Raw genomic sequence first — 12,266 nt, 5'->3', positions numbered from 1 at the left:
CCTTCGGGATTTTCCGTCGCAACGACGGTACAAGCCGGGCACAAGCCGGCCGGTAGTGCCTCATCGACGTGGCAGGACGGCCGCGGTGCGGACCAGGTCGTCGTCCACGGCGAACCGTCCGGTGACCGCCGACGGCGGATCGGGCATCGGGGCGGCGGCGAGCCGGGCCGGCGCGATCGCAGCGTGGAACGTGCCCGCGTCCGGGTCCAGCGTGACGCGCGCGTCGGCGAAGCCCAGCCACGTACCGACCAGTGGGTGCCAGACCTTGTAGACGGTCTCCTTCGCGCTGAACAACACCGTCGGCCAGGGCGTGCCGGTCGGCAGCCGGGCCAGGTCCGCCTCCTCGTCGGGGCGGCACACCTTCCGGCGTACCCCCGGAGAGAGTGGCCGGTCACGTTCGGCGTCGATGCCGACGGCCCGCACGTCGGCGGCCCGGGCGGCGGCTGCGGCGCAGTAGTCCCGGGTGTGGGTGATCGCGCCGACCACACCGGGCGGCCAGATCGGGGCCCGGTCGGCGCCGGCGGGTACCGGCGTGGCGGGCAGGCCGAGCGCGGCGAGCGCCCGGCGGGCGCAGACGCGCCCGGCGGTGAAGTCGCGGCGGCGGCCGGGGACCGCGCGTTCGCCGAGGGCGCTCAGTTCGGCCGGGAGCAGCTCACCGGTCCAGTCGGCCGGGCCGGCCACCGCGACGGCGACAGTGGCCGGGAGCAGATCACGCACGAGTGGTGGATGACGGGGACACGCGGTGAACGTACCGTAACGCTTGGGCGTGCCGCGGCGCTGAAGGAACGTTGCGGGGAGGCAACCGGTCCATCACCACCCATTCCTGACCCGGAAGGAGCGGCCGATGACGCCTGGCGCGGAGGTTTCGGGGAGTGCCGGCGGCGAACACGTGCCGGTGACCCCCGGCTGGACCTGCGGCTCGTGCGGTGACGACTGGCCCTGCGCCACGAAACGTCACCACCTGCTGCGCGAGTACCAGGTGGACCGGGCGTCGTTGAGCGTCTATCTCGGATCCTGCCTCGCCGCGGCGACGCAGGACCTGCGCTCCGTGCCGGTCACCGCGCTCCAGGACCGGTTCATCGGCTGGGTGCCGCGCGGCCCGCGTACCGCTGAGGCGTGAGCGCGTCCGGTGGCCGCCGCGTCGGGTTCGCGGCGGCCACCGGCTGCGGTCTCAGAGGGCTGCGGTTCTCAGGGGCGGCGGGGCCGCCGGGTGAGCCCGAAGCCGACCACGCCGGCCACGGCGGCGAGCACACCGCCCACGGTGGTCCACACCCAGCGCGATCCGGCCTCGGGGAGCCAGCCGGTCAGGTCGGTCTCCTCGTCGGCCACCGGCTCGGGCGTCGGTTCGGTGCTGAGCACCGTGCCGGCCTTGGTGTTCGGCACCAGCGGCGCGGCCAGTTCGCCGTCGTCGCCGGACGCGCCACCCTCGTCGGTCGCGCCGACCAGCATCTCCACCTCGATCGGCAGGCCGAGGTCCGGTTCGGGCAGGTCGGTGACGGAGAGCCGGATGTAGTAGGTGCCCGGCAGCGGGTCGCCCGACCAGGGTTCGGCCCACGGCCGTACCCGGCGCAGCGTGCAGCCGAGCGCGACGCTCGTCGCCGACGCGCCGGCGGTCGGGGTCTGCGCGCCCGCGGTGCACGCCTGCCGGCGGCGCAGCCCGTCGAAGACGTCGACGGTCCAGGTGGACGCGCCGCTGCGTGACTTCGGGAACGTGACGGTGGCGGTGATCTCGTGCACCTGCCCGGCGTCGGCGCGGAACGACCAGTACAGGTGGTCGCCTGTCGACGCGCCCACCTGCACCGGCTGACCGGCGGTGACTGTGGTGGCGGTGAGGAACGAGGTGCCGGCCTTGGTCACCGTGGTCGCACCCGGTGACGGGCTGGGCGCGGCCAGGGCCGCCGCCGGGGTGAGGGCGAGTCCGACGGCGGTGGTCGCCGCCGCGGCGCGGATCAGCGTACGCATGCTCAGTTCGTCCTCCACGTGTGCACCCACCAGCGGGTGAGCAGTCCGGCGAGCAGCCCGGTGAGCAGTCCGGCCAGCGTGAGCAGGAGCAGCAGCACCCAGCCGCGGCCGAGGTCCGGCCCGTCCGGCGCGGGGGAGGCGGCCACCACGTCGACTGTCAGCTCGACCGGCATGCCGGGACGGGCCTGGGTGCCGGGCCTGGCCGCAAACGAGTTGCTGACCACCAGGCAGACGGTCCGTACGGACTGCTCCGTGCCGGCGCTCGGCTCCGGGCTCGGGCCGTCCTCCTCCTCTTCGGCGGCCGACCAGCGCAGTCCGGCGGAGACCACGTCGGTCCGCCCGCTGCCCGCGTCGACGCCCCGGACCAGTTCCCGCCCGTCCGGCGCGGTGGCGCGCAGCAGCACGCCGTAGTCCGGGTTGACCGGGCGGTCCAGCGCCACGCTGACCGAGGCGCGCAGTTCCTGCCCGGGGCGCACCGGCACCCGGTACCAGCGGTGCTCGGAGAACGCCTCCCGGTCGCTGTAGACGCCGGGGGCGAGCAGCGGTGCGCCCTCGCAGGCCGAGCCGCCGCCGACCACCGCCGGGGCGGCGGTGTACGTGTCCCGGGCGCGGTCGACGAGCTGCTTGATCCGGCCGGTCAGCTCGTCGGCGCTCTGCGCGGCGGTGTAGGTGCCCCCTGTCGCGCCGGCGATGCAGAGCAGCTGCTTGCGGACCTTCTCGTCCGGCGCCAGGCCGAGCGTGTCGACGACCAGGCGGGTGCCCTGGGCGGCCAGCTCGCGGGCCACCTCGCACGGGTCGGGCGGGGCGCAGGTGTCCTCACCGTCGGTGATCAGCACGATCCGGCGGGCGGTGCTGCCGGTGCCCAGGTCCTGCGCGGCGGAGCGCAGCGCCAGCCCGACCGGGGTGAAACCGGTCGGGCGCAGCCCGGCGACGGCGGCCTTGGCCTGGGTACGGTCCACCGGGCCGACCGGCACGATCTGCTGGGTGTCCAGGCAGCCCTGCTTCTTGTCCTTGCCCCGGTAGGTGGCGCCGAGCACCCGGATGCCGAGCTGTGTCTCGTCCGGCAGGGCGTCGACGACCTCGTTGAACGCCTGCTGCGCGACGGAGATCCGGCTGCGGCCGTCGATGTCGCGGGCCCGCATCGATCCGCTGACGTCGAGGACCAGCTCGACCTTGGGTGGTTCGGCGACGGGTTCGGTGGTCTCGTCGTCGGCCCCGGCGGGGCTCGGCCCGATCATCGCGGCCGCCGCCAGCAGTCCGATGAGGACGGCCGTCGATCGTCTCTTGTTGATCACCGGGCGAAGTGTAGTGAGATCCACTTTGGAAGATCATCCGGGTCGCGGGTGCCCGCCGGAGGCCCGTTTCCGGCGTCCGCCGGGGCCGTCACTGGCGCGCTCGGCCACCCACCGTTAGCTGCACCATGTAAACCTTTCGGCCGGTGGTGCACTCGTCGGAAATCTGACCGGCCCGCACCCGTTGTGCCGTTGCCGGAGTGTGGTTAAGCTCTGTCTTGCGCGCCCCAATCGCCCGCTTCCCCCGTGGCAGGCGATCGGGGCGCGCTTTCTTTGCGTCAGGCGCCGCGTCGCGCCGTGCCGGGCGCCACGCAGGCGCCCGGCCCCCCCGCCTCAGATCCAGCGGCCGTCCAGCCACATCCGGGCCGACCAGTCCGCGTACGGCAGCACCCGGCCCACGAAGATCGGGTAGAAGTAGGCGAAACAGAGCGCCACGAGCAACACGTACGCGCCCGCGATGATCCCGCCCACCAGCCGCCTGTCGTGGACCTGTTGCGGGTCCGGTGGCGCGGCCGGGTTCGACACCGGTGCGGGAGTGGCGATCGCGCCGAGCACATAGACCACCGCCAGCACCAGGAACGGCACCGCCGGGGCGGCGTAGAAGGAGAACATCGTCCGGCCGTCGAGGGCGAACCAGAACCACGGCAGCAGGCCGGCCGCGGCGCTGAGCAGGATCGCGCCAGCCCGCCAGTCGCGCCGGGCCAGGCCGAGCCAGGCGGTCGCGGCGATCGCCGGCAGGAACGACCACCACAGCAGCGGCGTGCCCAGCAGCAGCACCTCCGAGGCGCAGCTCGGCGCGCCGCAACTGCCGTCCCCGGACCAGTGGAACGCCACCGGGCGGCCGAGCAGCAGCCACTGCCAGGGCCAGGACTGGTACTTGTGCGGATCGTCGAGCTGGGTGTGGAAGCCGTACGCGGCCTTGTGGTACTCCCACAGGTTGATCAGCGCCCCGATGAACGGGGTGTCACTCAGCTCCGGGTTGTTCGGGTAGCGCTCCGCCAGGCGGTAGTAGCCCTCCTGCCCGAGCAGCCAGCCCGACCAGGTCGCCACGTAGGTCACGACCATCAGCACGCCGGCGGCCAGCAGCCACGGCAGCTCGTCGAGCACGGCGTCACGCCACGGCCGGCGTACCCCGGACGAGCGGCGGACGCCCACCTCCCAGAGCAGCACCAGCAACGCGAACGCCGGCACGAAGTAGAGCGCACTCCACTTCACCGAGCAGGCGCAGCCGAGCAGCACACCTGCCGCCAGCCGCCACCACGGCCAGTCCCGCCAGCCCGACGACGGACGGCCGGCCCGGCCCGGCTGGGTCGGGTCGAGCCCGCCCTCCAGCGCCCGCGCCCAGCGCCGCCGCCGGGCGTCCCGGTCGAGCACCAGCGCGCCGAACGCGGCGAGCACGAACAGCAGCAGGAAGATGTCGAGGATGGCCGTGCGGGACAGCACCAGGTGGTAGCCGTCGAGCGCGAGCAGCAGACCGGCCGCGCAGCCGAGCACCGTGGAGCGGAACATCCGCCGCCCGATGCGGACCAGCAGCAGCACCGACAGGGTGCCCGCCACGGCCGCGCCGAAGCGCCAGCCGAACTCCGGCGAGGTGGTGATCAGGTGGCCCGGCACCGAGACGCCGCTGTCCGCGTCCTGGTAGCCGAAGGCCCACTCGCCGATGCCGATCATCCACTTGCCCAGTGGTGGATGCACCACGTACGAGGGGCCGTTGTCCTTGTAGTTCCACTCGAAGCCGCGGTCGATCAGCCCGTACGCGTCCTTGGCGTAGTAGGTCTCGTCGAAGATCTTCCCGGGCGGGAAACTGAGCCCCACGAAGCGCAGGATCGCCGCGACGCCCACCACCACCGCTGTCGCCAGCCACGCCTGACCCCGGCCGATGCGATCGTCGACGGTGGCGAGCCGGCGCCGCACGGCGGCGGGAAGCCCGCGCCCGGCGCCGTCGCCCCGGTCGGTGGTGGAAGGGTCCGGGTTCGCGCTCTGTGCTGTCGACGCACTCGTCACCCGGCGATCGTAGGCTGCGAAGGTGCCCGGTGGCGTCTGTCGTCTCCGAAATTGGTACGACCGTCGATGAAGGAGCGCACGCCGTGGGGGAAATGTCCGAGGTAGGGCGACTCGTGTTGCTCGGCGCGCCGCTCGGCAACCCGGCCGACGCGTCCGCCCGGTTCCGCGAGGTGCTGGCCGCCGCCGACGTGGTCGCCGCCGAGGACACCCGGCGGCTGACCCGGCTGGCCCGCGACCTGGACGTGACGGTGCCCGGCCGGATCGTCTCGTACTTCGAGGGCAACGAGGAGCGGCGCACCCCCGAACTGGCCGAGGTGCTCGTCGCCGGCTACACGGTCGCGCTGGTCACCGACGGCGGCATGCCGAGCGTCTCCGACCCCGGCTACCGGCTGGTCCGGGCCGCGCTGGACGCCGGAGTGCCGGTCACCGCCGCGCCCGGGCCCAGCGCCGTGACCACCGCGCTGGCGCTGTCCGGGCTGCCCTGCGACAGGTTCTGCTTCGAGGGCTTCCTGCCGCGTACCCCCGGGGCCCGCCGCTCCCGGCTGCGCGCGCTCGCCGCCGAGGACCGCACGCTGGTGTTCTTCGAGGCGCCGCACCGCATCGCCGGCGCGCTCGCCGACCTGGCCGAGGCGTTCGGCGCCGACCGGCCCGCCGCGCTGTGCCGCGAGCTGACCAAGACGTACGAGGAAGTGGTCCGCCGGCCGCTCGGCGAACTGGCCGAGTGGGCCGCGGAGGGCGACCCCCGGGGCGAGATCACGCTCGTCGTGGCCGGCGCACCGGCCACGCCCGCGGTCCGGCCGGACGACGAGACGCTGCGCGCGGCGGTGGCCGAGCGCGAGGCGGCCGGGCTGTCCCGGCGGGACGCGATCACCGAGGTCGCCACCGCGTACGGGCTGCGGCGGCGCGAGGTGTACGCCGTCGTGCACAGCTGAAAGGAAGGGCCCCCTCTTAACGCCTGCGGTAGAGGAAGGGCCCCCTCTTAACGCCTCACCTCACCAGGCGGCGGCCAGGAAACCGACGGTGATCAACGCCGGCCCGGCCAGCGCCAGGCCGACCGCCCAGCGCCGCTGCCGTTCGTCGGCGAGCCGGGTCGCCCCGGTCCACCTGGCGATCCCGGCGGCGCAGCCGGCCACCAGGGCCAGCCCCAGCAGCCAGCGCAGGTGCCGTCCGATCCCGGTGTCCGCGTAGGCGGTGGACCCGTCCGGCCCGGTCATCCGCGCCCGCAGCGAACTGCCGGTGTCGGTGCGCCCGGCCGGTACGCCGCTGACCCGTACCCCGTGGGCCTGGAACCGGTCGCCGTCGGCGGAGAAGATGCCCCGGCAGCGCTGGGTGAGCCCGCCGCCCGCGCACTGCGTGATCATCACGGTGCCGCCGGTCGAGTGCCCCGCCGCCAGCCAGAACGGCCCGGCGCTCACCCAGGCGAAGAACGCGGCGAGCAGGCTCAGCGTCAGCAGTACGGCCAGCCCGGCGGGCGGACTCGGCGGCGCGACCGGGCGGGCGCGTTCCCGCCGCGCCGGGTGCGGGGCGGGACGCGGGCGCGGCTCGTCACGCAGCGGCGTGCCGTCCCAGTGCACCTCCTCGATCGGCGCCCAGCCGCCGGACGAGGCGGCCTCGCGCTGCCAGCGCGGCTGACGTACCGGCACGCGGTTCGGCACCGCGTCCACCGGCGCTCCGGTGGTCGGCTCCACCTCCACCGGCGGGTCCGCCGGGTCGAGCCGCGGCTGCGGGGCGACGGGCCCGCCGGGCGGCGCGGGCCGTGCCGCACGCCGGGTGGCGGCGGCCGACGGCTCGGGCGCCGGTGGTCTGCTGGTCACGATGTTCATTTCACACCGGTACGTCGGGCTTGTCGGTCAGCTCACGCCGCGTGTCGGCGACAAATCGGACGTACGGTCGGAGCGCGCACCCCATTGGTTCGCGGCGCACCCACGTCAATCACTAGGCTTGCTGCTCATGAGTCACGTTCTCGCCGCGGTCGCCTGGCCCTACGCCAACGGCCCGCGCCACATCGGCCACGTATCCGGATTCGGCGTTCCCTCCGACGTCTTCGCCCGGTACATGCGGATGGCCGGTCACGACGTGCTCATGGTCTCCGGCACCGACGAACACGGCACCCCGATCCAGGTGCAGGCCGACGCCGAGGGGGTCACCCCGCGCGAGCTGGCCGACCGCTACAACCGGGTGATCGCCGAGGACCTGCGGGCGCTGGGCCTGTCGTACGACCTGTTCACCCGCACCACCACGCGCAACCACTACGCGGTGGTGCAGGAGCTGTTCACCGGCCTCTACCGCAACGGCTACATCGTCCCGAAGGTCACCACCGGCGCGATCTCCCCGTCCACCGGCCGGACGCTGCCCGACCGCTACATCGAGGGCACCTGCCCGATCTGCGGCTACGACAGCGCGCGCGGCGACCAGTGCGACAACTGCGGCAACCAGCTCGACCCGATCGACCTGATCGACCCCAAGTCGAAGATCAACGGGGAGACGCCGGAGTTCGTCGAGACCGAGCACTTCTTCCTCGACCTGCCCGCCCTGGCCGAGGCGCTGCGGCAGTGGCTGGACACCCGCGACGGCTGGCGCCCCAACGTGCTGCGGTTCTCCCGCAACCTGCTCGACGACCTCCAGCCCCGGGCCATCACCCGCGACCTGGAGTGGGGCGTGCCGATCCCGCTCGACGACTGGCGCGACCGCCCGGACAAGCGGATCTACGTCTGGTTCGACGCGGTCATCGGCTACCTGTCCGCGTCCATCGAGTGGGCCCGGCGCACCGGCGACCCGGAGGCCTGGCGCAAGTGGTGGTCGGCGGACGGGGAGGGGAAGGACGCCCGCTCCTACTACTTCATGGGCAAGGACAACATCGTCTTCCACTCGGTGATCTGGCCGGCGCTGCTCGGCGGCTACTCCGGTGCGGGCGCCCGCGACGGCGAGCCGGGCGAACTGGGCCGGCTCAACCTGCCCACCGAGGTCGTGTCCAGCGAGTACCTGACCATGGAGGGACGGAAGTTCTCCTCCTCCCGCAAGGTGGTCATCTACGTCCGGGACTTCCTGGAGCGCTACGACGCCGACGCGCTGCGCTACTTCATCGCGGTGGCCGGCCCGGAGAGCAACGACACCGACTTCACCTGGGCCGAGTTCCTCCGCCGCAACAACGACGAACTGGTCGCCGGCTGGGGCAACCTGGTCAACCGGTCGGTGTCGATGGCGGCGAAGAACTTCGGCGCCATCCCGCCGGTCGACCCGGCCGGGCTCACCGAGGCCGACCAGGCGCTGCTGGACACCGCGAAGGCCGGCTTCGGCGTCGTCGGCGAGCTGATCGCCCGGCACCGGCAGAAGCAGGCCATCGGCGAGGCCATGAAGGTCGTCGCCGAGGCCAACAAGTACCTCTCCGAGCAGGCGCCCTGGAAGCTCAAGGGCGAGGACGACAAGCCCCGCATGGGCACCATCCTGCACGTCGCGCTCCAGGTGGTCAGCGACGCCAACACGCTGCTCACCCCGTTCCTGCCGCACTCCGCCCAGAAGATCCACGAGCTGCTCGGCGGCACCGGCGTGCACGCGCCGATGCCGGTGATCGAGGAGGTCGACGACCTCGACGGCGGCCCGTCGTACCCGGTGCTGACCGGTGACTACACGGTCGGGGCGCGCTGGGAGTCCGTACCCCTGGAAGTGGGCCGGCCGCTCGCGGCGCCGAAGCCGGTGTTCCGCAAGCTCGACCCGTCCATCGTCGAGGAGGAGCTGGCCCGCCTGGCCGGCTGACCACGCACGTGTGACCGCGGCCCCGGGGAGATCCCCGGGGCCGCGGTCGTCCGCCGGGTCAGGCGGTCGCCATGCTCGGCTTACCGATGAACTCCATGATGGCCTTGTTGACCTCGGTGGGATGGGTCCACGGCGTGCCGTGCGGCGCACCCTTCAGCGTGACCAGCTTGGCGTCGGACAGCATGTTCACCAGCCGCTGGCCCGTCACCGGGAACGGCAGCACGTTGTCCTTGTCGCCCTGGATGATCAGCACCGGCACGTCGATGTTCGGCAGGTCGGCGCGGAAGTCGGTCTGCCAGGCGTCCACCGAGTCGTGGGTACCCTTGGCCGACGCCTGCGCGCCGATCTGCCAGTGCGCGTGGTACGCCTCGTCGCTGACCAGCGTCCCCCGGTTCTCGCTGGCGTTGAAGAACGCGTCGCAGAACTGGGTCAGGTAGGCGAACCGGTCCTGGATGATCGCCTTCTGGAACCCCTCGAACATGCTCTTGTCGACGCCCTCCGGGTCGTCGGGCGCCTTCAGCAGGTACGGCGCCAACGGGGCCATCAGGACCGCCCGGTCCACCCGGTCCGACCCGTACGCGCCCAGGTAGCGGGTCACCTCACCGGTGCCCATCGAGTGCCCGACCAGGATCGCGTTGCGCAGGTCCAGTTCCGTCATCAGCACGTCCAGGTCAGCCGCGAACGTGTCGTAGTCGTAGCCCATGGCCGGCTGCGCGGAGTTGCCGAATCCACGCCTGTCGTACGTGATCACCCGGTATCCGGCGTTCAGCAGCGGACCGCTCATCTTCTCCCAGGTCGCCCCGTTGAACGGGAAACCGTGGATCAGCACGATCGGCTGACCGGAACCGTGATCCTCGTAGTACAGGTCGATGGGTGCGGAGTTCTCCGTACCGACGGTGACGAAAGGCATGTCGGGATTCCCCCTCGCGCGGGTTCTCGGACCCCCCACGCCTTCCCGACCTGCCCTCGTCTATTCGTGGCGGGCCGGATAGGGCAGGTCCACCACCCGGTCGTCGGTCAGCTCGGCGCCGGGCGCCCAGACCTCGTACACGCCGCGTTCCAGACACTGCGCGCCGGTCGCGGCCACCCCGTCCGGATCCGGGCGGCGCAGCCGCAGCCGCAGCCAGCCGCCCTCCTCCCGCAGCACCAGGCACTGCACCCCGCGCCAGGCCGCCGTGCGTACCCGGCGGGCCGGCGCGTCCACCGGGTACCGGGCCGCCCGGGTCATCGCCAGCACCCGGAACCCGCCCGGCTGGTCGGCCACCGCCTCGTACTCCGAACCCGCGTACGTGCCGACGAGCCGGGTGGAGCGCGGCGCCTCGCCGTTCGGCACGTACTCCTGGTCGGCCGCCAGGCCGGGCACTGCGGCGAGCAGGTGCCGCCACTGCGGCCCGGCCAGGCGCAGCCAGCCCCGCTGCTCCGCCTGGTAGGTGTAGAGCACCACCTCCACCCCCTCGGCCGGATAGGCGAGCAGCGTGGCGTTCGCCGGCATCGGCAGGTCGGCGAACTCCCGGGTGACGAACTCCGGTACGAGCTGCGCGCTGCTCGGCACGAACCCGGTACCCAGCACCGGTGGCCCGAGCCGGTCCCGGGGCGGCAACGCCGTGAGCCCCCGGTGCGCCGGGCCCACCGGCACGTCGTAGTCGGCCGGGTCGGCGGCCCGCCAGCGCAGCGCGTACGCCACGTCGCCGCCCTCCGAGTCGCCCCGCAGCACCGCCATCCCGGCCGGCGTCCGCAGGTGCGCCACGTCGTGCTCCCGGTAGCAGAAGCCGTGCGGCAGCACGCCCCGCACGTAGCCGGCGAGCTGCCGCGCGGAGAGCACCTTGACCATCCGGGTGCCGGGCCGGATCACCGCCGACGCCCGCACCGCGGCCAGCGTCGGGTCACCCGCCGCCCCCGGCTGCTGGCTGAGCCGGTGTACGTACTCCCAGCCCCGGTCCCGGTGCACCGGCATCAGCAGCGGCGCGTCCGTGTCGTCCGCCGACCCCGCGCCGCCGTGCACCGCGTCCACCTCGGTCGCGTGCACGAACCGCCGCCACGGATAGCCGGTGCCGGGCCGGGGACACCACTCGAACCCGGGCGCCTCGTCGGCGCTGAACAACTCGTACGCCGCGCCCCGGGCGATCTCCTCCGCCGGATGCACCCGGCCGCCGTACGTCACGCGCAACCCGGCCCGGTCGGAGGCGGGCCCGCCGGCCTGGTCGGTGACTGTCACTCCAGGACGCTAAGCCCGCCAGATGTGGGGCATGTGAACAGCCGGTGGCGGTCCGGGAACGCCGCACCGGGCCGGTGTGTGATGCTGGCCGCGATGACCGAGCAGACCGAGACCCGCAAGCAGCGCGCCGCCCGCCGGGCCGGGGAGTTCCCGCCCGCCCCCGAGCCGCTGCCCGTACCCGTGCCGGACAGCCACACCCACCTCGACATCACCGTCGGCGAGTTCGGCACCCCGCCGGGCGGTGCCCCCGGCGACGACCCGGTGGCCGCCGCGATCGACGTCGCCGCCCGGGCCGGCGTGGACCGGCTCGTCCAGGTCGGGGTGGACGTCGACTCGTCCCGGTGGGGCGCCGACGTGGCCGACCGGTACGCCCCGGTGCTCGCCACCGTCGCACTGCACCCGAACGAGGCGCCCCGGCTGGCCGACCTCGACGAGGCGCTGCGCGAGATCGAGACGCTCGCCGGCCGGGACCGGGTCCGCGGCGTCGGCGAGACCGGGATGGACTTCTTCCGTACCGGCGACGACGGGCGCGCCGCGCAGGAGGAGAGCTTCCGGGCGCACATCGCCATCGCCAAGCGGCACGGCAAGACGCTGGTCATCCACGACCGGGACGCGCACGCCGACGTGCTGCGCATCGTCGACGACGAGGGCGCCCCGGAGACCGTGGTCATGCACTGCTTCTCCGGCGACGCCGACTTCGCCCGCGAGTGCGTCCGGCGCGGCTTCCTGCTCAGCTTCGCCGGCACCGTCACGTTCGGCAGCGCCGCCGCGCTGCGCGAGGCCGCCGCCGTCACGCCGCCGGAGCAGATGCTCGTGGAGACCGACGCGCCCTACCTCACCCCCATGCCGTACCGGGGACGGCCCAACGCGTCGTACCTGATCCCGCTGACGGTCCGCTTCCTCGCCGAGACCACCGGCACCGACGTGGACGCCCTCTGCGCCGCCCTCTCCACGAACGGTGAGCGCGCGTTCGGCCCGTGGCGTTGAGCGCGTTCGGCCCGTGGCGTTAATAAGGGGCCCCTCCCTATCGCGAGGCGTTA

Annotated in this window: 11 protein-coding genes; 4 read left to right on the top strand and 7 right to left on the bottom strand. The window is 73.4% G+C overall.

Features of this window, described 5'->3' with window-relative positions; genetic code table 11:
* Positions 1-60 precede the first annotated feature (60 nt).
* Entirely contained in the window at positions 61-717 is a 657-nt protein-coding gene (locus ACPCK6_RS15885) for a 4'-phosphopantetheinyl transferase family protein (RefSeq protein ID WP_423481482.1), read from the bottom strand.
* 127 nt (positions 718-844) lie between these two features.
* Between ACPCK6_RS15885 and ACPCK6_RS15880 the strand changes: the two genes are divergently transcribed.
* Positions 845-1,120, top strand: coding sequence for a hypothetical protein (locus ACPCK6_RS15880; protein WP_318332292.1), 276 nt, complete (start codon positions 845-847; stop codon positions 1,118-1,120).
* A gap of 68 nt (positions 1,121-1,188) precedes the next feature.
* Here ACPCK6_RS15880 and ACPCK6_RS15875 read toward each other — a convergent pair whose 3' ends face one another.
* The 3 genes from ACPCK6_RS15875 to ACPCK6_RS15865 all read right to left on the bottom strand — a co-directional run bounded on the left by ACPCK6_RS15875 (position 1,189) and on the right by ACPCK6_RS15865 (position 5,258).
* A complete protein-coding gene (locus tag ACPCK6_RS15875) occupies positions 1,189-1,962 on the bottom strand; it encodes a peptidase (RefSeq protein WP_396880387.1) in 774 nt (257 codons plus the stop codon).
* Between the two features lie 2 nt (positions 1,963-1,964).
* Positions 1,965-3,257: a VWA domain-containing protein gene (locus tag ACPCK6_RS15870; protein ID WP_423481481.1), complete on the bottom strand. Its 1,293-nt coding sequence runs from the start codon at positions 3,255-3,257 to the stop codon at positions 1,965-1,967.
* 330 nt (positions 3,258-3,587) lie between these two features.
* The gene (locus tag ACPCK6_RS15865; RefSeq protein WP_423481480.1) at positions 3,588-5,258 is read right to left on the bottom strand and encodes a dolichyl-phosphate-mannose--protein mannosyltransferase; all 1,671 of its coding nucleotides are present in this window, start codon (positions 5,256-5,258) and stop codon (positions 3,588-3,590) included.
* A 92-nt stretch (positions 5,259-5,350) separates the two neighbouring features.
* Between ACPCK6_RS15865 and rsmI the strand changes: the two genes are divergently transcribed.
* Positions 5,351-6,190: a 16S rRNA (cytidine(1402)-2'-O)-methyltransferase gene (gene rsmI, locus ACPCK6_RS15860; protein WP_396880388.1), complete on the top strand. Its 840-nt coding sequence runs from the start codon at positions 5,351-5,353 to the stop codon at positions 6,188-6,190.
* Positions 6,191-6,250: 60 nt separating this feature from the next.
* Here the strand turns inward: rsmI and ACPCK6_RS15855 are convergent, their stop codons facing one another.
* Entirely contained in the window at positions 6,251-7,081 is an 831-nt protein-coding gene (locus tag ACPCK6_RS15855) for a hypothetical protein (protein ID WP_396879862.1), read from the bottom strand.
* A 127-nt stretch (positions 7,082-7,208) separates the two neighbouring features.
* On the opposite strand from ACPCK6_RS15855, the gene metG reads away from it, so the two are divergent.
* Entirely contained in the window at positions 7,209-9,011 is a 1,803-nt protein-coding gene (gene metG / locus ACPCK6_RS15850) for a methionine--tRNA ligase (protein WP_396879863.1), read from the top strand.
* Positions 9,012-9,069: 58 nt separating this feature from the next.
* Here the strand turns inward: metG and ACPCK6_RS15845 are convergent, their stop codons facing one another.
* Together ACPCK6_RS15845 and ACPCK6_RS15840 are read right to left on the bottom strand one after the other, a co-directional pair.
* Positions 9,070-9,921 (bottom strand): alpha/beta fold hydrolase, encoded by an 852-nt coding sequence (locus tag ACPCK6_RS15845; RefSeq protein ID WP_423481479.1) that lies wholly within the window; start codon positions 9,919-9,921, stop codon positions 9,070-9,072.
* Positions 9,922-9,981: 60 nt separating this feature from the next.
* Positions 9,982-11,226, bottom strand: a complete 1,245-nt coding sequence (locus tag ACPCK6_RS15840; protein ID WP_396879865.1) for a hypothetical protein — start codon at positions 11,224-11,226, stop codon at positions 9,982-9,984.
* An 81-nt stretch (positions 11,227-11,307) separates the two neighbouring features.
* On the opposite strand from ACPCK6_RS15840, the gene ACPCK6_RS15835 reads away from it, so the two are divergent.
* Entirely contained in the window at positions 11,308-12,213 is a 906-nt protein-coding gene (locus ACPCK6_RS15835) for a TatD family hydrolase (protein ID WP_396879866.1), read from the top strand.
* The last annotated feature ends 53 nt before the right edge of the window (positions 12,214-12,266 follow it).

Source organism: Micromonospora sp. AB353, assembly GCF_049538395.1.
Taxonomy (GTDB): domain Bacteria; phylum Actinomycetota; class Actinomycetes; order Mycobacteriales; family Micromonosporaceae; genus Micromonospora; species Micromonospora aurantiaca.
The sequence above is the reverse complement of the archived record's forward strand: the minus strand, read 5'-3'. Positions and strand labels throughout refer to the sequence as shown.